Source organism: Kineococcus halophytocola (assembly GCF_041276425.1).
GTDB classification, from domain to species: domain Bacteria; phylum Actinomycetota; class Actinomycetes; order Actinomycetales; family Kineococcaceae; genus Kineococcus; species Kineococcus halophytocola.
In genome coordinates this window covers 205,919-223,998 of the sequence record NZ_JBGFTU010000005.1, presented here as the reverse complement: position 1 = coordinate 223,998, position 18,080 = coordinate 205,919, and the positions used below count along the sequence as shown (strand labels likewise).

Sequence of the window (18,080 nt, the reverse complement as noted above, 5' to 3'; positions counted from 1 at the left end):
CCTGCGCCCCCATCCGGGTCATGATCCGCATCGAGACCACCGCGTAGGGGGAGTCGGTGACCTGCACCCCCAGCTGGGAGATCGGCCCAGCGACCGGGCCCATCGAGAACGGCACCACGTACATCGTCCGCCCGCGCATGGACCCGGCGAACACCCCGTCCAGCTCCTCGCGCAACGCCGTCGGCTCCCGCCAGTTGTTCGTCGGACCGGCGTCCTCGCGGCGGTGGGAGGCGATGAACGTGCGCGATTCCACCCGCGCCACGTCCGTGGGCGCGGACCGGGCCAGGAACGAGCCCGGGCGCAGGTCGGGGTTCAACGGGATCAACGTCCCGGTCTGCACCATCTGCGCGGTCAGCCGGTCGTACTCCTCCTGCGACCCGTCGCACCACACCACCGCGTCCGGTTCGGTGAGGGCCGCGATCGAGCGGACCCAGGCCACGACCGAGGGCGCGGCGTCCGGGTGGTCCACGGACAGGCCGGCGGACCCGCGACGGGTCTCCTGCGGGGGGAGCAGGGTCGTCGTGCCCGCCGGGCGCGGGGCCTCCGTCGGCTGGGCGGGGACGTCGCGCGTCAGTTCGATGGTCACGTCGGCGTGCCTCCATTCGGGAGCGGTGTCGGCTGCGGTTCGTCTTCCAAGAATGTGGCGTACGCAACCCCCGGACAACGGTGAAGAGGGGTGAAGATGCGGCGTTCTTCACCTACCGTGAACCGCATGGCTCCGCTGCGCGTCGCTGCGCTCGAACCGCTCACCGATCCCGCCATCGCCCCGCCGGTGCCGGAGACGGGCCTGGACGCCCTCACCGTCGGCCGCCGGATCCGGCACCACCGGCAGGCGAAGGGGTGGACGCTGGCCCAGCTCGGCGAGGAGGTCGGGGCCGCCCAGAGCCAGTTGTCGCAGGTGGAGAACGGCAAGCGCGAACCCCGCCTGTCCCTCATCACCGCCGTCGCCCGCGCCCTCGGGGTCTCCCCCTCGGACCTGCTCGACCCCGCGCCCCCGCCGAGCCGGCGCGCGGCGCTGGAGATCGAGCTCGACCACGCCCAGCGGTCCCCGCTCGCCCGGACGCTGGGGCTGCCCGAGGTGCGCTCGAGCCGCAAACTCCCGACCGACGCCCTGGAAGCGCTGGTCGAACTGCACCGGGAACTGGCCCGCCGGCACGACGCCTCCAACGCCACCCCGGAGGAGGCGCGACGGGCCAACACCGAGATCCGGCTGCTGATGCGGGCCGTGGACAACCACCTGCCCGAGATCGAGGAGGTCGCCGAGGACCTCGTCCGCTCGGCCGGGTACACCGTGGGGGCCCTGACCCACCGGCAGGTGGCGCGGATGGCCGCCGACCTCGGGTTCAGCATCATCCACGTCGACGACCTGCCGCACTCCACCCGCACGGTCACCGACCTGGCCCACGGGCGCATCTACCTCCCGCCCGCCTCGATCCCCGGTGGCCACGGGTTGCGGTCCCTGGCCCTGCAGGCGATCGCCCACCGCGTGCTGGAGCACGAGCGTCCCGCCAGCTACACGCAGTTCCTGCGCCAGCGGCTGGAGATCAACTACTTCGCCGCCTGCTGCCTGCTCCCGCGCAGCGCCGCGGTGGAGTTCCTCTCGGCGGCCAAGGCCGACAAGGACCTGGCCGTGGAGGACTTCCGCGACGCGTTCGGCGTCACCCACGAGGCCGCCGCGCACCGGCTGACGAACCTGCTGACCTCCCACCTCGGGATCCCCGTGCACTTCCTGCGCGTCGGGGACGACGGGGCGCTGTACCGCGGGTACGAGAACGACGGCGTCCCCTTCCCCGAGGACTCCTCCGGGGCCATCGAGGGGCAGCCGGTGTGCCGGAAGTGGACGGCCCGCACGGTGTTCGACGTGCGCAACCGCACGACGGAGAACTACCAGTACACCGACACCCCGGCCGGGACGTTCTGGTGCTCCAGCCAGACCGGCACCAGCGACGACGGCGGGTTCTCCATCACCGTCGGCGTGCCGTACGCGCACGCGAAGTGGTTCCGCGGCCGCGACACCCGGGTGCGGACCCGGAGCACCTGCCCGGAGGCGGCCTGCTGCCGTCGGCCGCCGGCGGGGATGGCCGAACGGTGGGCCGAGCACGCCTGGCCCAGCGCCCGGCTGCACGCCCAGACCCTGGCGCCGCTGCCCTCGGGTCGCTTCCCCGGGGTCGACGACCTGGAGGTCTACTCCTTCCTCACCTCCCACGCCCCGCGCCCCGAGGGCCCGGCGGACCGGGGCGCGGGGGACTGACGGACCCCGGGTGCGGCGTCCGGGACCGCGTGCGAGGGTGAGCGCGAGGCCAGGACCTGGCCCCACGCCGACCCGCGGTCTCCCGACCGGTCCGGACCTGGAAGGGGTTGCGCCACCGTGTCCCTCACCGTTCCCCCCGCCGTCCCCGCGGCCGGGCCCCCCGCCTCGCCGGAGGACCTGCGCGCCCACGTCGCCGCCAGCGCCCTGCGACCCTCGGGCACCGGCACGGTCGGGCTGGAGCTCGAACGCCACGTCGTGGACGTGCACGCCCCGCGCCGGCGGGTGACCTGGGACCGGCTGACCTCCCTCGTGGCCGGGTTCGCCCCGCCCGGCGGGTCGCGGCTGACCCTGGAACCCGGCGGGCAGGTGGAGCTGTCCACCCCACCCGGCGACCTCGTCGGCACCGTCGCCGTCCTGGAGCAGGACGCGGCCGCCGTCGACGCGCTGCTCGCCTCCGACGGGCTGGTCGCGCTGGCCACCGGCCTGGACCCCGTCCGGCCCCCCGCGCGGGTGCACCCCGGCTCGCGGTACCGGGCGATGGAGGCGCACTTCGACGCCGTCGGCCACCACCTCGACGGGGCCGCGATGATGGCCTCGACGGCTTCCCTGCAGGTCAACCTGGACGCCGGTCCCGCCGCGGGCTGGGCCGACCGGCTCGAGCACGTGCGCCGGCTCACGCCCGTCCTCCTCGCGCTGGCCGCCACGTCCCCGCTGCGCGCCGGTGCCCCCACCGGCGCCGCCTGCGGGCGCCAGGCGGTGTGGGGCCGGCTGGAACCCGGCCGCTGCCGGGCGGGCGGGGCCGGGAGCGACCCGGTGGCGGAGTGGACGGAGTTCGCCGTCGCGGCCCCCGTCATGTTCGTCCGGGCGCAGGCGTCGGGGGAGTTCGAGCCCGTCCGCGCGCACGTCCCGTTCGGCGACTGGGCCGCGGGGGAGGTCCTGCTCGACGGACGCCGCCCCGGCACCGAGGACGTCGAGGCGCACCTGACGACGCTGTGGCCGCCCGTGCGGCTGCGGGGGTTCGCCGAACTGCGGTTCCTCGACGCCGTCCCGGCGGCGCTGCGCCCGGGCCTGGCCGCCGTCGTCGCGACCGTCGTCGACGACCCGGTGGCCGCCGACGCCGCCGCCGCGGCCGCCGACCCGGTGGCCCACCGCGGGGCCGACGCCGTCCGGCACGGGCTGGGCGACCCCGCGCTGCGCCGGGCCGGGCTCGGTGTCCTGGACGCGGCCGCCGCCCGGGTCGACCCCACCCTGCGTCCCGCGGTCCAGACGTGGAGCGACCTGCTGGCGGCCGGGGGGAGCCCCGCCGACCTCGTGACCGACCGGTTCCGCGCCGACGGACCCGACGCCTGCCTGACCGCCGAGGAGCTCCGGTGACCACCCTGGACGACCACACCCCCGACCAGACCCCCGACACCTCCCTCGGCGGCGCCGTCGCCGCCCTGCAGTCCGGCCGCCGCACGACGGCCCGCCTCACGGACGCCGCCGACGCCGAGCTGACCGTCCAGCACTCCCGGCTCATGAGCCCGCTCGTGTGGGACCTGGCCCACATCGGCCAGCAGGAGGAGCTGTGGCTCCTGCAGCAGGGCGCCGGGGCCGACCGGACGCCCGTCTTCCACCCGACCATCGCCTGCCTCTACGACGCCGCCGAGCACCCCCGCGCCACGCGGACGCAGCTGCCGCTGCTGGACCCGGGGCAGTCCCGGCGGGCCGTGGCCGACGTGCGCAACCGCGTCCTGGACCGCGTCGCGCGCGTGCGGGCCCGCGACCCGGAGCAGGCCGCCTTCGCCGTGGCCATGGTCGCCCAGCACGAGCACCAGCACGACGAGACGATGTTCGCCACGCACAACCTGCGCTCGGGGGACCCGCTGCTCGCGGCCGCGCCGACCCCGCCGGGGCGGGTCGTGCCCGCCGAGCCCGTCCTCGTGCCCGCGGGGGAGTTCCTGCTCGGCGTCGACCCGGCGCAGGAGCCCTGGGCTCTGGACAACGAGCACCCGCAGCACCGCGTCCACGTCCCGGCCTTCCGCATCGGCCGGGTGCCGGTGACGAACGGGGAGTGGGCCGCCTTCGTCGAGGACGGCGGGTACGACGACCCGCGGCACTGGACCCGGCAGGGCTGGGCGCACCGGCGGGCCGAGGGCATCACGACCCCGCTCGGCTGGGCCCGCGACGGCGCCGGCGGCTGGACGCAGCGGCGGTTCGCCACCGAGGTGGCCCTCGACCCGGCCGCGCCCGTGCAGCACGTGGACTGCCACGAGGCGGAGGCGTTCGCGCGGTGGGCCGGGGCGCGGCTGCCCAGTGAGGTCGAGTGGGAGAAGGCGTGCGCCTGGGACCCGGCCCTGGGCCGGCGGCGCCGCTGGCCGTGGGGGCAGGAGGCGCCGACGCCCGAGCGCGCCAACCTCGGGGGCGACGCGCTCGGGCCCGCGCAGGTCGGGGCGTACCCGGCCGGGGCCAGCGCCTACGGCGTCGAGCAGCTCATGGGGGACGTGTGGGAGTGGACGTCCTCGGAGTTCGCGCCGTGGCCGGGGTTCTCCCCGATGCTCTACGACACCTACTCCGCACCGTTCTTCGGCGGCGGCTACCGCGTGCTGCGCGGGGGGTCCTGGGCCAGCACGCCCGTCTCGGTGCGCCCCTCGTTCCGGAACTGGGACTGGCCGGTGCGCCGGCAGATCTTCACCGGCGTCCGCCTGGCCTGGGACGCCTGAGCGTGTGCCGGCACACGGCGTGGCTGGGGGCTGAGCGGACCCTGGCCGACCTGCTGCTGGAACGCCCGCACGGTCTGCTGCAGCAGAGCTGGGCCCCGCGGCGGCAGCGGCACGGGACGGTCAACGCCGACGGCTGGGGCGCCGCCTGGTGGACCGGCGCCGGTCCCGGCCCCGCCCGGTGGCGTCGCGCGGCCCCGCTGTGGGCCGACGCCTCGCTCGCCTCCGTCGCCCCGCACGTGGCCTCGGGCTGCGTGCTGGGCGCGGTCCGGGACGCCACCGTGGGGATGCCGGCGGACGAGACGGCCTGCGCGCCGTTCGTCGCCGGCGCCTGGGCGCTGTCGCACAACGGCCGCCTCGACCGGTCCGTGCTGCCCGCGGACGCCTGGCCGGTGGCGGAGTCCGTGTGCGACTCCGCCGTGCTGGCCGCCTGGCTGCTGCAGGCCCCCGAGGAGATCGGGCCGCGCGTGCGCGCCGCGGGGGAGGCCGACCCCACCGCGCGCCTGAACGTCCTGGCCGCCGACGGCACCCGGCTCGTCGCGACGGCCTGGGGGGACACCCTCAGCGTCCTGCGCACCGACGACGGGGTCGTCGTGGCCAGCGAACCCCACGACGACGACCCCCGCTGGGAGGACGTGCCGGACCGTTCCCTCGTCGAGGCCGACGCGGCGGGGGTGCGCGTCAGCCCGCTGTGACGACGCGCTCAGTCCTCGAAGGTGTTCAGCATGCTGTGCGCCGCGCGGTCGAGGTAGTCCCACAGGACCCCCTCCTGCGCGGGCGGCAGCCCCAGCGACTCCACCGCGGCGCGCATGTGCCGCAGCCAGCGGTCCCGCGCGTCGGGGTTGACCTTGAACGGCGCGTGCCGCATCCGCAGCCGCGGGTGACCGCGCTGCTCGGAGTACGTCGTCGGACCACCCCAGTACTGTTCCAGGAACAGCAGCAGGCGCTCCTTGGCCGGGCCGAGGTCGGCCTCGGGGTACATGGGCCGCAGCACGTCGTCGGTGCCGACCCCGTCGTAGAACACGTCGACGAGGCGGACGAACGTCTCGTGCCCGCCCACCTCGTCGTAGAAGGTCCGCGTCCCACCGTCCGGCCCCGCGGGCGTGCGCCCGATGAGGTTCTGCGGGCGGACGAACGGCAGGTCGGGGCTCACCGCACCAGTGTCGCCCCCGGGCGCACGTCGGCCGACTCCGGGGCGTCGTCCGCGTGCCGGCGGGCCAGGGCCTCGGCGGCCTCCTTGACGTTCTGCTGCATGCCCCCGAAGACGACGCCGTGGAACGGGCTGATGGCCGCCCAGTACGCCTGACCGGCCAGGCCCTTGGGGTGGAACAGGGCCCGCTGCTGGAACAGCGTGCGCCCCACCGGGTCCCGGCCCACGCGCAGATCGAGCCAGGCCAGGCCGGGCAGCTTCATCTCCGCGCGCAGGCGCAGCAGCTCGTCCTGGTGGCGCTCCTCCACGCGCCACCAGTCGACCGCGTCGCCGACCATGAGGTGCCGCGGGTCACGTCGGCCCCGGCGCAGCCCCGGCCCCCCGGAGAACCGGTCCATCACCCCGCGCACCGCCCAGGCCATCGGCCAGGAGTACCAGCCCTGCTCACCGCCGATGCCCTCCAGCACCTGCCACAGCTCGCGCGGGGAGGCGTCCACGACGGTCGTGCGCTCGTCGACGTAGAGGTTGCCGCCGGCCCAGTCCGGGTCGGTCGGCAGCGGGTCGCTGGGGGCCCCGGGCACCGACGCCGAGCTCCAGCGCGTCGTCACGTCGGCCTCCTGGATGCGCGTCAGGGCGAGCTGGAGCGCGCGGCGGAACGGGGTCAGGCCCTGCGGGGGGTCGGGGACGTAGCGCTCGACGTCCTTCTCCTTGCACACGACCTCGTGGACCAGGCTCTCCACCAGCGGGCGGGCGATGGACCCGGGCACGGGGGTGATCGTGCCGACCCAGTGGCTGGACAGGCGCGGGGACATGACCTTCACCGGCAGGACGTGCCGCTTGGGCAGGCCCGCCACCTCGGCGTACCCGCGCATCATGTCCAGGTACGTCACGACGTCGGGACCGCCGACGTCGAAGGTCCGGTTCACGTCCTCGGGCATCGAGGCCGAGCCCACGAGGTAGCGCAGGACGTCGCGCACGGCGATGGGCTGGATGCGGTTGTAGACCCACGCCGGGCACACCATGACGGGCAGGCGCTCGGTGAGGTACCGCATCATCTCGAAGCTGGCCGAGCCCGAGCCGAGGATGACCGCCGCCTGCAGCACCGTCGCCGGGACCGGGGCGTCCAGCAGGATCTCCCCGACCTCCCGGCGCGACTCCAGGTGCGTCGACAGGTCCTCGTCCTCCGGGTGCAGCCCGCCGAGGTAGACGATCCGCCGCACCCCCTGGTCGGCCGCCGCCCGCGCGAACGTGCGGGCCGTGCGCCGGTCCTTCGCCGCGAACGAAGAGCCCCCGCTCATGGCGTGGATCAGGTAGTAGGCGACGTCGACGCCCTCCATGGCCGCGGCCACCTGGTCGCGGTCGGAGGCGTCGGCCGCCACCACCTCGACGTCGTCGATCCACGGCCGGTCGCGCAACCGCTCGGGCCGGCGGGCCAGGGCGCGCACGCGGAACCCGGCCTGCAGCAGCTCGGGCACGAGCCGGCCGCCGATGTACCCCGTGACCCCCGTCACCAGGGCCAGCCGCCCGTTCCCGGCCAGGACGTCGTCGGGGGAGGGGCGGTGCTCGTCGGAGGAGGGCTCGCTCATGGCGACCAGTCTCGGAGCGGGTGCCCCGGCGCGCGAGCCGACTCCTCCGGCGGCTCACACCCCCCGGTCGATCCGCGCCGGATCGGCGGCCGCGGCGTCGTCCCGGGCGACGTCCGCCTCGCTGGGCGGGGGCGGCTGCCGGTCGAGGGCGGCCGAGCGCTGCGCCGGCGGGGCCACCTGGCGCGGCTCGTCGTCGTGGCGCAGCCACACCGTGCGCTGGGGGAAGGGGAACTCGATGCCCTCGGCGTCGAACACGGCCTTGGTCCGGCGCCGCAGTTCGCGCTGCACGGCCCACTGCTGCAGCGGCTTCGTCTTCACGACCAGGCGCAGCACGATGCCGTCGGCGCCCATCTGCTCCACGCCCCACACCTCGGGGGCGTCCACGACGAGCTCCTTCCACGCCTCCTCGGCCACGAGGTCGTCGGCGACCCGCTGCAGCACCCGCTGCGCGTGCGTGAGGTCCTCCCCGTAGGCCACCGAGACGTCCAGGACGGCCCGGGCCCAGCCCTGGCTCTGGTTGCCGACCCGCAGGATCTCGCCGTTGCGCACGTACCAGACGGTGCCCTTCACGTCGCGCAACCGCGTCACCCGCAGCCCGACCGCCTCGACCGTGCCGCTGGCGTCCCCGAGGTCGACCACGTCCCCGACGCCGTACTGGTCCTCGGCGAGCATGAAGATCCCGGACAGGAAGTCCTTCACCAGGGCCTGGGCCCCGAAGCCCAGGGCCACCCCGGCGATCCCGGCCGAGGCCAGGAACGGGGCGATGGCGATGCCGACGGTGTCGAGCACCATGAGGATGGCCAGGATCCCCAGCACGAACGTCACCGTGCTCTTGAGCACCGAGGCCAGGGTCTCGGCGCGCTGCTGGCGCCGTTCGTTCAGCAGCGGGGAGGACTCCAGCAGGCCGTTGCGCCGGCCGCCGCCGAGCCTGCCGGCCCCGGTCGAGATGCCCGAGGCGACGCGGCCGATGAGCCGCAGCGCCAGGAACCGCGCGATCCAGCACACCAGCAGGATGACGACGACCTTGAGCGGCTTGTCCAGCAGGAAGGCGACGACGCCCTGCGCGCCGGCCTGGGCCTCCTCCGCCACGCTGCTGTCGAGGGCTTGCGTGATCGAGTCCAGCACGAGGTGGGACAACTCCTTCTCAGGTCCTCAGACCTGCTCGTCGAGGTGGGTCAGCGGCAGACCGGTGGCCCGCGCCGCGAACGCGAGGGTGTCACGCACGAGCCCGGCGCTGCGCGAGACCGAGCGTGCGCCGTGCCCGACGTCCCTCTCCCGGCGCAACAGCACCGGCCGCTGCGCCGGGTCCGAGGACGTCGCGTGCTGCAGCGCGGCGCACAGCTTGCGCGCGTGCAGCGGGTCCACGCGGCTGTCGCCGTCGAAGACCGTGAACAGCACGGCCGGGTACGCCGTGCCCTCCACGACCCGGTGGTAGGGGGAGTAGGCGTGCAGCCAGCCGAACTCCTCGGCCTCGGCCGCCGTGCCGTACTCATCGCTCCACGTCGCACCGAGGCCGTGCAGCTCGTAGCGGACCATGTCCAGCAGCGGCGCCGAGCACACGACGCCGGCGAACAGCCCCGGCTCCTGGGTCAGCGCGGCGCCCACGAGCAGGCCCCCGTTCGAGCCGCCGTGCACGCACAGCTGCGCCGGCGTCGTGAACCCGCGGTCGACGAGGGACCGGGCCGCGGCGTGGAAGTCGTCGAAGACGTTCTGCTTGCGCCCGCGCATCCCGGCCCGGTGCCAGTCCTCGCCCTCCTCCCCGCCGCCGCGCAGGTTCGCCACGGCGTACACGCCGCCGGCCTCGACCCACGCGAGCGCGTCGGGGGCGTAGTGCGGGGACAGGCTGATGCCGAACCCGCCGTAGCCGTAGAGGATCGTCGGCGCGGGTGTGCGCGGGACGCCGTCCTCCCCCAGCAGGTCGGCGCGCGCGGTCACCTGCAGCCGGACGAGCGTGCCGTCGGCGCTGGGGTACTCCAGCAGCCGGCTCACCACGGCGGGGACCTGCACCGCCCCCGGCGGGGCCGCCTCCACCGCGAGATCGCGGGTGCGGGCGTCGAAGCGCCACACGTGCGCGGGCGTCGTGGTGTCGGTGTAGGCGAACCACAGCTCGTGCCCGCCCTCGGGCCGGCCCACGAGCCCGCCGATCGCGCCCGCCCCGGGCAGGTCGAGCCGGCCCGCCGCCCCCTCCAGCCGCTCGCCCGTGGCGAGGTCGTGCACGGTGAGGGAGCTGACCGCGTGCTCGGTCCAGCCCACGACGAGCAGCGGCCCGGGCAGCTCCGGGCCGTCCAGGACGGCGACGTCGTCCAGCAGCGCGTCGGCCTGCGGGACGAGGTCGCTCCAGTGCTCCACCCCCGGCGTCGCCGGGTCGGTCACGGCCAGGCGACCGCGCGGGGCGTCGAGGTCGGTGAACAGGTACAGCCGCCCGTCCCGGCCGACCCAGGCGCTCGTGCTCGCGTCCCGGCCCTCGACCACGGACCGGAACTGCGGGCGGGCCGGGTCTGCGCCGGCGAGGTCGGCGATCCACACGTCGTTGCGCGGGGCGGTGCCCTCGGCGGCCGTGACGACGAGCCAGCGGCCGTCGCGGGAGGTCCACACGCCGTAGTAGTTCGTCATCGCGCGGCCGGCGCCGAAGACCTCGACGTCGGTGTCCGGGTCGGTGCCCACGACGTGCAGGTGCACCCGCCGGTGGTACTGCCGCTCGCCCTCGGGCACGGACCCCGGCGGCTGCCGGCGCACGTAGTAGAAGGAGCGCACGCCCTCGCGGGCGGGCAGCCAGGCGACGGGGGAGTAGCGGGCCCGGTCGATCGGGCCGTCGACGACCTCACCCGTCGTCGCGTCCAGCACGCGCAGGACGCTCTCCTCGCTGCCGCCCTCGGAGAGCTGGTAGGCGACGAGGTCGCCCTCGACGTCGGGCCGCCACGCGTCCAGCGTCGTCGTGCCCGAGGGGTCCAGGGCCACCGGGTCCACCAGTACCCGCGCGGGTGCGCCCGGGTCCGTGACCGTCAGCACGCCGTGCTCGGCGTCGGGGTCGCGCCGGGTCCGGAAGACCCGCTCGCCCCGGTGCACCGGGGTGCCCACCGACCCCGTCGCCATGAGCTCGCGCACCCGGCGCTCCAGGCCCGACCGGCCCGGCAGCCGCGCGGCCCAGCCCTCCCACGCCTCGTCCTGCCACTGCGACCAGGCCCGCGTGCGCGGGTCGGCGGGGTCCTCCAGCCAGCGGTAGGGGTCGGCGACCGGGACGCCGTGGACGTCCTCGACGAGGTCGAGGCGCGGCGCCACGTCGGGCCCCGGCCCCGCGGGCGGGTGGGCGGGGGGCGGCTGGGTGTCCATGGGGAACCAGCCTAGGTCGGGGCGGGGACCCCCGGGTGCGGGCTCCACAGGCTCCTCCCGGCCCCCGCCGGGGACGTCCACGGCGGCCCGGCGCTCGGACGCGCCGTCGCCGACCGGGTCTGGCACAGTCGGCCCGTGGCCACCGACGCACCGACCGCCGAGCTGGGCTCCGAGCTCACCGACCTCGCGACGGCCTGCGGGGTCGCGACGACCTTCACCGACTGGCGGGGACGGCAGACGACCGTCCCGGCCGCCACCGTGACGGCCGTCCTGGCGGCGATGGGTCTGGACGTCTCCTCCCGCGACGCCGTCCGCGAGGCCCTGCGGGAGGTCAAGCTGCGGCCCTGGCGCCGCGTCCTGCCGCCCGTGGTCGTGGCCCGCGAGGGCCGGGCCCACCCCGTGCCCGTGCACGTGGCCCACGGCGACCCCGTCGGCGTCACCGTCGAGCTGGAGGAGGACCAGGGGTGGGCGCCGCTGCGCCAGCTCGACCGCTGGGTCGACCCCGTGCGCGTCGACGGCCGGCTCACCGGCCGGGCCACCTTCGAGCTGCCCGACGACCTGCCCCTGGGCTGGCACGTGCTGACCGCCCGCACCCCCGAGGGCGAGTTCCGCTGCCCCGTGGTCGTCACCCCCGACGTCCTGGAGCTGCCGGCCGCGCTGCGCACCGGCCGCAGCTGGGGCTACCAGACGCAGCTGTACTCGGTGCGCTCCTCGCGCTCGTGGGGCGTCGGGGACCTGGCCGACCTCGCCGAGCTGTCCGCGGTCGCCGCCGACCAGGGCGCCGGGTGGGTCCTGGTCAACCCCCTGGCCGCGGCGCAGCCGGTCCCGCCGATGGAGGCCTCCCCGTACCTGCCCACGACCCGGCGGTTCGTCAACCCGCTGTACCTGCGGGTCGAGGACGTCCACGAGGTCGCCTACCTCTCAGCGCCGGACCGCGCCCGCGTCGAACGCCTCGCCGCCGGCGTGCGCCCCGCCGTGCACGACAGCTCCGAGATCGACCGCGACGCCGCCTGGGCCGCCAAGCGCCAGGCCCTGGAGATCGTCCACGCCCACGGGCGCACCGCCGCGCGCGAGGCCGCCTTCCGCCGCTACGTGGCCTCGGAGGAACCGGGCCTGTCGGGGTTCGCGACGTGGTGCGCCCTGGCCGAGCGCTTCGGCCTGCCCACCGCCGACTGGCCCGCGGAGGCGGCCACGCCGCAGGCCGCCGCCGACAGCGGGCTCGTGGCGGAACTGGCCGAGCGCATCGACTTCCACCGCTGGCTGCAGTGGCAGTGCGACGAGCAGCTGCGCACCGCCCAGGACGCCGCCACGGCCCCCGGCACCGGCCCGGGGATCGTCCACGACCTCGCCGTCGGCGTGCACCCCGACGGTGCCGACGTGTGGTCCCTGGGCGACGCCCTCGCCCACGGCGTCACCGTCGGGGCCCCGCCGGACGCGTTCAACCAGCAGGGCCAGGACTGGAGCCAGCCGCCGTGGCGGCCCGACCAGCTCGCCGAGATCGCCTACGCCCCGTTCCGCGACATGGTCCGCACGATCCTGCGGCACGCCGGCGGCCTGCGCGTCGACCACGTCATCGGCCTGTTCCGCCTGTGGTGGATCCCCCGGGGCGCCGACCCCTCGGCCGGCACCTACGTGCGCTACGACCACGACGCCCTCATCGGGATCCTGGCCCTGGAGGCCCAGCGGGCCGGGGCGGTCCTCGTGGGCGAGGACCTCGGCACCGTCGAACCGTGGGTGCGCGACTACCTCGCCGACCGCGGCATCCTCGGCAGCGCCGTCCTGTGGTTCGAGTACGACGGGGAACACCCCAGGGCCCCGGAGGCCTACCGCGAACTGGCCTTGGCCAGCGTCACCGTCCACGACCTGCCGCCCACCGCGGGCTACCTGGCCCACGAGCACGTCGCCCTGCGCGACCGGCTCGGCCTGCTGACCCGCCCGGTCGCCGAGGAGCGCGCCCAGGACGAGGCCGAGCAGGAACGCATCCTCGGGCTGGTCCGCGACCGCGGGCTGCTGGCCGAGGGCGCCGGCGAGCAGGCCACCGTCGAGGCGCTGCACCGCTACCTGGCGCTCTCGCCCTCGCTCATGGTCGGCGTCGCCCTCGTCGACGCCGTGGGCGACCGGCGCACCCAGAACCAGCCCGGCACGTCCGAGGAGTACCCGAACTGGCGGATGCCGCTGACGGGCCCGGACGGGGAGGTCGTGCTGCTGGACGACCTCGCCGGCGACGCCCGCGCCCGGTCCCTGGCCCGGACCGTCGAGAGCGCCCTGCGTCCCTGACGGGCGGTCCCGACGGGCGTGCCCGACGGGCCGTCCGGGACCACCACCGACGACGGCCCGCTCCCGCGGTGGTGTCCACCACCGCGGGAGCGGGCCTCGTCCGTGGGACGTCCCGGGACTACTGCGCGTCGCGCTCCTGGGCCCGCAGCGCACGGGCCACGCCGTCGCGGTTCTCCAGCACCAGCCGGCGCAGCGCCGGCGGCGCGTCCGCCTCGGCCTCCAGCCACGCGTCGGTGCGCTCCAGGAGGGCCTGGTCGGCCAGCTCCACCGGGTACAGCCCGGTGACGATCTGCTGGGCCATCTCGTTGGTCCGCTCGGCCCACACCGTGCGCAGCGCGCCGAAGTAGGGCTCCACGAACGGCCGGAGCAGCTCGTCGTCGTGGACGCGGGAGAACCCGCCGATGACGGAGGCCTGCACCGCGTTCGGCAGGTCCCCGCGCTCGACGACGTCGGCCCACGCCCGCTGCTTGGCCTCGGCGGTGGGGACCGCCGCCCGGGCCGCGGCCGCCGAGCGCTGGCCGGTCGCGGTGGCGTCCCGCTCCAGCTCGGCCTCGACGGCCCCCGCCTCCAGGACGCCACCGGCGACGAGGGCGGTGAGCAGCGACCAGCGCATGTCCGCGTCGACCTCGAGGCCGTCGATGCCCTGCGAGCCGTCGTACAGGCCCGCGACGACGGCGAGGTGCTCGGGGCTGCGGGCCGCCGCGGCGAACGCGCGGGCGAACTGCAGCTGGGTGTCGCTGCCGGGGGCGGCCGCGCGCAGCAGCTCCAGCAGGGTGCTCGCCGTGCGGGCGCGTACCTCCTCGCGGTTGGCCGGGGCCGTGTACAGCTCGACGGTCGTCGTGAGCTGGCGCAGCAGCACGAGGGCGACGGTGGAGTCGGCCCGGGCGGCGTCCCCGGGCAGCAGGGTCGTCAGCAGCAGGTCGACGTAGTCGCGGGCGGGGGACTCCCCGTCGCGGGTCATGTCCCACAGGGCCGCGGCCACGAGCGAGCGGGGCAGGGAGTCGCGGAACGCGTCCAGGTGCTGCAGCGCCGTGGCCAGCGAGACGTCGTCGAGCCGGATCTTGGCGTAGGCGAGGTCGTCGTCGTTGACCAGCAGCAGGTCCGGGCGCTCGCGGCCGAGGAGCTGGGGCAGCTCGGTGCTCGCGCCGGCGGCGTCCAGCTCGATGCGGTCGGTGCGCTCGAAGCTGCCGTCGCGCAGGTCGTAGCAGCCCAGCGCGATGCGGTGCGCGCGCAGGTGCGGGTGGTCCGCGGGGGCCTCCTGCAGCAGCCGGGCCGCGGTGACCGTGCCGTCGGCGTCGGTCTCCACGACCGGGCGCAGCGTCGCCACGCCCGCGGTCTCCAGCCACTCGCGCGACCAGGCGGACAGGTCCCGCCCGGAGGTGGCCTCGAGCTCGCGCAGGAGGTCGACGAGTTCGGTGTTGCCGAACGCGTGCCGGGCGAAGTACGCCCGCACCCCGGCCAGGAACTCCTCGCGGCCGACGTAGGCCACGAGCTGCTTGAGCACGCTGGCGCCCTTGGCGTAGGTGATGCCGTCGAAGTTGACCTCGACGTCCTCGAGGTCGTTGATCTCGGCGACGATCGGGTGCGTGGTCGGCAGCTGGTCCTGGCGGTAGGCCCAGGACTTCTCCAGGGAGTTGAAGGTGGTCCACGACCCCTTCCACTCCGTCGCCTCGGCCGCGGCCAGCGTGGAGGCGAACTCCGCGAAGGACTCGTTGAGCCACAGGTCGTTCCACCAGCGCATCGTCACGAGGTCGCCGAACCACATGTGCGCCAGCTCGTGCAGCACCGTGACGACGCGGCGCTCCACCGTGGCCTGCGGGACCTTGGAGCGGAAGACGTAGCTCTCGACGAACGTGACCGCGCCCGCGTTCTCCATGGCGCCGGCGTTGAACTCCGGCACGAACACCTGGTCGTACTTGGCGAACGGGTAGGGGCGGTCGAACTCGCGCTCGAAGAACTCGAACCCCTGCTTCGTGGCGCGCACGACGTTGTCGGCGTCCAGGTGCTGGGCGAGGGACTTGCGGCAGTAGACGCCCAGCGGGATCGTCCGGCCGTCGGAGGAGACCAGGGAGTCCTCCGAACCCTCGTACGGGCCGGCGATGACCGCGGTCACGTACGACGACAGCCGCGGGGTGCGCTCGAAGGTCCAGCGGGTGCCGGCCTCGACCGGCTCGCGCCGGGCCACCGGGGAGTTCGACACGACGCGCCAGTGCCCGGGGGCGGTGACCGCGAAGGTGAACTCGGCCTTGAGGTCGGGCTGCTCGAACACCGCGTACACGCGGCGGGAGTCGGCGACCTCGAACTGCGAGTACAGGTACACCTCGTCGTCGACCGGGTCGACGAACCGGTGCAGCCCCTCGCCGGTGTTCATGTAGCGGCAGTCGGCCACGACGCGCAGCTCGTTCTCGGCGGCCAGGCCGTCGAGCCGGATCCGCACGCCGTCGTTCACGGCCGCCACGTCCAGGGCCGTGCCGTTGAGGACGACCTCGTGCACCGCGGCGCTGATGAGGTCGATGAACGTCGAGGCGCCCGGGGTGGCCGTGAACCGCGCCGTCGTGGTCGAGCGGAACGTCTCCGGGCCCGTCGTCAGGTCCAGGTCCACCTCGTAGTGCTCGACCTGCACCAGGTCCGCCCGGGTCCGGGCCTCCTCGCGCGTCAGGTTCTCGCCAGGCACTGCACGTCCTCTCCTCGTCGTCCGGACCCGCCCGCGGCGGCCGGTGTCGCGCACGACTCTGCCACGCCGCCGCGACGGCGCCCCCTGCAACCGGGTGCCGGGCCCCGGGGGGACGATGGAGGCATGACGACGCAGACGACCGAGCAGACCGGTGCGCCGACGGGTGCGCAGAGCAAGGCCCAGGCCGACTTCTGGTTCGACCCGATGTGCCCGTGGGCGTGGATGACCTCCCGCTGGATGCTGGAGGTCGAGGAGGTCCGCGACATCTCCGTGCGCTGGCACGTCATGAGCCTGTCGGTCCTCAACGAGGGCCGGGACCTGCCCGAGGACTACCGCGAGCGCATGGCCAAGGGCTGGGGCCCGGTGCGCGTGGTGACGGCGGCCCGCCTCCTGCACGGCGAGGAGGTCGTCCTGCCCCTCTACACGGCGATGGGCACGCGCATCCACCCCGGGGGCCGGCAGGACTTCGACGCGGTCATCGCCGAGGCGCTGGCCGAGGTCGGGCTTCCCGCCGACCTGGCCGCCGCCGCCGACTCCTCGACCTACGACGCCGAGCTGCGCGCCTCCCACACCGAGGGGATCACCAAGGTGGGCGAGGACGTCGGCACCCCGGTCGTGGCCTTCGACGACGTGGCCTTCTTCGGGCCCGTCGTGACGCCGACCCCCCGCGGTGAGACCGCGGGCCGGCTCTGGGACGGGTGCGTCCTCGTCGCGGGGGTGCCCGGGTTCTACGAGCTCAAGCGCACCCGCACGCAGGGCCCCGTCTTCGACTGACGCCCGGCGGGCTCAGACGACGATCCGCATCGGGAGCCCGCGCTCGTCCTCCTGCCCGACGAGGACGCGCGCGGTGCCCCCGGGCGGCCAGCGCGCCCACCGCAGCGCCGACCACGCGCACGCGGCCGCGTCCAGGTGGTCGTCACCCGGTGGGGCCGGTGGCCCCTGCGCCCACCCGGCCAGGGCGCGCTCGCGCGCCGCGCGACCGGCGGGGGTCTTCTTCGAGGGCAGGACGCCCCCGGTCATCGCGGCGAAGGACAGCTCCGGGTGCGTCTCCACGACGAGCCCACGGGCGCCCGGGTCGGCCGCCAGGGCCTCGTCGAGGGCCAGCACCGGGCCCCGCAGCCCCCACGTCTGGGCCGACAGGCCCCGGCCGGCGAGCAGGTCGCGGCACCGGGCGCGGGCGGTGGCGTAGTCCGGCTGGTGCAGGACGGCCCGCGGCGGCACGAGGAAGACGCGGGCGTGGGCGCGTCCCAGGGCCCGCTTGGCCAGCAGGTCCACCGGCCGCCAGTCGTGCGCCGGCAGCCCCACCGGGACGTCGAGCCCGACGGCGGTGGCGCCGTGCCGCCGGGCGAGGTCCAGGACGGGCCTGGCGTCCTGGCCGGGCAGGGTCACCCACCGGAGCACCCGCGCCCGGTCCGGGCCGCCCTCGACGACGGCGACGGCCCACCCGCCGCGGCGTCCGTCGACCCCCAGCACGACCACGCCCGACCCCTCGCCCGACCCCTCGCCCGACCCCACGGCGCGATCGTCGCACCGGGCTGCCAAGCTGACCCCATGCGCGTCCACGTCGGCACCGACCACGCCGGTTTCGAGCTCAAGGAGCACCTCGTCGCCCACCTGCGCGAGCAGGGGCACGACGTCGTCGACCACGGCGCCCCGGTCTACGACGGGCAGGACGACTACCCGCCGTTCGTCCTGCGCGCCGCGCACGCCGTGGCGCAGGACCCGGGCAGCCTGGGCATCGTCATCGGCGGGTCCGGCAACGGCGAGCAGATCGCCGCGAACGTCGTCCCGGGCATCCGCTGCGCGCTGGCCTGGTCGGTGGACACCGCCCGCCTGGCCCGTGAGCACAACGACGCCCAGTGCATCGGCATCGGGGCCCGGATGCACACCCTGGAGGAGGCCACCGCGCTGGCGGACACCTTCCTCGCCACCCCGTTCTCCCAGGACCCGCGCCACGTCCGGCGCATCGCGATGCTCGAGGAGTACGCGCGCACGGGCGAGCTGCCCGCGCTGCCCGGCGCCTGACCGGCCGAGCCGCCGGCCCCGGGGCGCGGGGCGTGCGTCCGGACAACCGGAGCAGTCACTTCCGGTAATTACCTAGATACGCTGTGTC

13 protein-coding genes and 1 pseudogene are annotated in these 18,080 nt (G+C 75.7%); 7 read left to right on the top strand and 7 right to left on the bottom strand.

Features of this window, described 5'->3' with window-relative positions:
• Positions 1-469 (bottom strand): annotated as a pseudogene (locus AB2L27_RS06165) (phosphoenolpyruvate carboxykinase (GTP)); the annotation flags it as partial.
• A 243-nt stretch (positions 470-712) separates the two neighbouring features.
• On the opposite strand from AB2L27_RS06165, the gene AB2L27_RS06160 reads away from it, so the two are divergent.
• From AB2L27_RS06160 to egtC, 4 genes are all read left to right on the top strand, one after another.
• The gene (locus tag AB2L27_RS06160; RefSeq protein ID WP_370440590.1) at positions 713-2,251 is read left to right on the top strand and encodes a helix-turn-helix domain-containing protein; all 1,539 of its coding nucleotides are present in this window, start codon (positions 713-715) and stop codon (positions 2,249-2,251) included.
• 117 nt (positions 2,252-2,368) lie between these two features.
• On the top strand, positions 2,369-3,625 hold the full coding sequence (locus AB2L27_RS06155) for a glutamate-cysteine ligase family protein (protein ID WP_370440589.1): 1,257 nt from the start codon (positions 2,369-2,371) through the stop codon (positions 3,623-3,625).
• Between the two features lie 5 nt (positions 3,626-3,630).
• Positions 3,631-4,953: an ergothioneine biosynthesis protein EgtB gene (gene egtB / locus AB2L27_RS06150; protein WP_370440602.1), complete on the top strand. Its 1,323-nt coding sequence runs from the start codon at positions 3,631-3,633 to the stop codon at positions 4,951-4,953.
• Positions 4,954-4,955: 2 nt separating this feature from the next.
• Positions 4,956-5,645, top strand: a complete 690-nt coding sequence (gene egtC / locus AB2L27_RS06145; RefSeq protein WP_370440588.1) for an ergothioneine biosynthesis protein EgtC — start codon at positions 4,956-4,958, stop codon at positions 5,643-5,645.
• An 8-nt stretch (positions 5,646-5,653) separates the two neighbouring features.
• Here egtC and AB2L27_RS06140 read toward each other — a convergent pair whose 3' ends face one another.
• The 4 genes from AB2L27_RS06140 to AB2L27_RS06125 are packed head-to-tail and all read right to left on the bottom strand — an operon-like array spanning position 5,654 to position 11,016.
• Positions 5,654-6,064 (bottom strand): globin, encoded by a 411-nt coding sequence (locus tag AB2L27_RS06140; protein ID WP_370440601.1) that lies wholly within the window; start codon positions 6,062-6,064, stop codon positions 5,654-5,656.
• 35 nt (positions 6,065-6,099) lie between these two features.
• Entirely contained in the window at positions 6,100-7,686 is a 1,587-nt protein-coding gene (locus tag AB2L27_RS06135; protein ID WP_370440587.1) for an SDR family oxidoreductase, read from the bottom strand.
• Between the two features lie 54 nt (positions 7,687-7,740).
• Positions 7,741-8,811, bottom strand: coding sequence for a mechanosensitive ion channel family protein (locus AB2L27_RS06130; protein ID WP_370440586.1), 1,071 nt, complete (start codon positions 8,809-8,811; stop codon positions 7,741-7,743).
• 27 nt (positions 8,812-8,838) lie between these two features.
• Positions 8,839-11,016 carry a prolyl oligopeptidase family serine peptidase gene (locus tag AB2L27_RS06125; RefSeq protein ID WP_370440585.1) on the bottom strand — a complete coding sequence of 726 codons (2,178 nt, stop codon included), beginning with the start codon at positions 11,014-11,016 and terminating at the stop codon, positions 8,839-8,841.
• Positions 11,017-11,151: 135 nt separating this feature from the next.
• On the opposite strand from AB2L27_RS06125, the gene malQ reads away from it, so the two are divergent.
• Positions 11,152-13,293, top strand: coding sequence for a 4-alpha-glucanotransferase (gene malQ, locus AB2L27_RS06120; RefSeq protein WP_370440584.1), 2,142 nt, complete (start codon positions 11,152-11,154; stop codon positions 13,291-13,293).
• A gap of 118 nt (positions 13,294-13,411) precedes the next feature.
• Here malQ and pepN read toward each other — a convergent pair whose 3' ends face one another.
• Entirely contained in the window at positions 13,412-15,967 is a 2,556-nt protein-coding gene (gene pepN, locus AB2L27_RS06115) for an aminopeptidase N (protein ID WP_370440583.1), read from the bottom strand.
• Positions 15,968-16,090: 123 nt separating this feature from the next.
• On the opposite strand from pepN, the gene AB2L27_RS06110 reads away from it, so the two are divergent.
• Positions 16,091-16,741 carry a mycothiol-dependent nitroreductase Rv2466c family protein gene (locus AB2L27_RS06110; protein WP_370440582.1) on the top strand — a complete coding sequence of 217 codons (651 nt, stop codon included), beginning with the start codon at positions 16,091-16,093 and terminating at the stop codon, positions 16,739-16,741.
• Positions 16,742-16,753: 12 nt separating this feature from the next.
• On the opposite strand, the gene AB2L27_RS06105 is transcribed toward AB2L27_RS06110, so the two are convergent.
• Complete coding sequence (locus AB2L27_RS06105; protein WP_370440581.1) at positions 16,754-17,482, bottom strand: DUF429 domain-containing protein; 729 nt, start codon at positions 17,480-17,482, stop codon at positions 16,754-16,756.
• Between the two features lie 36 nt (positions 17,483-17,518).
• Here AB2L27_RS06105 and AB2L27_RS06100 point away from each other — a divergent pair, with 36 nt between their 5' ends.
• Complete coding sequence (locus AB2L27_RS06100; RefSeq protein ID WP_370440580.1) at positions 17,519-17,992, top strand: ribose-5-phosphate isomerase; 474 nt, start codon at positions 17,519-17,521, stop codon at positions 17,990-17,992.
• Positions 17,993-18,080: the final 88 nt, after the last annotated feature.

Coding starts and splice junctions, on each gene's coding strand:
- AB2L27_RS06160 (WP_370440590.1), top strand. CDS start 713: ATGGCTCCGCTGCGCGTCGCTGCGCTCGAACCGCTCACCGATCCCGCC.
- AB2L27_RS06135 (WP_370440587.1), bottom strand. CDS start 7,686: ATGAGCGAGCCCTCCTCCGACGAGCACCGCCCCTCCCCCGACGACGTC.
- AB2L27_RS06125 (WP_370440585.1), bottom strand. CDS start 11,016: ATGGACACCCAGCCGCCCCCCGCCCACCCGCCCGCGGGGCCGGGGCCC.
- AB2L27_RS06110 (WP_370440582.1), top strand. CDS start 16,091: ATGACGACGCAGACGACCGAGCAGACCGGTGCGCCGACGGGTGCGCAG.
- AB2L27_RS06100 (WP_370440580.1), top strand. CDS start 17,519: ATGCGCGTCCACGTCGGCACCGACCACGCCGGTTTCGAGCTCAAGGAG.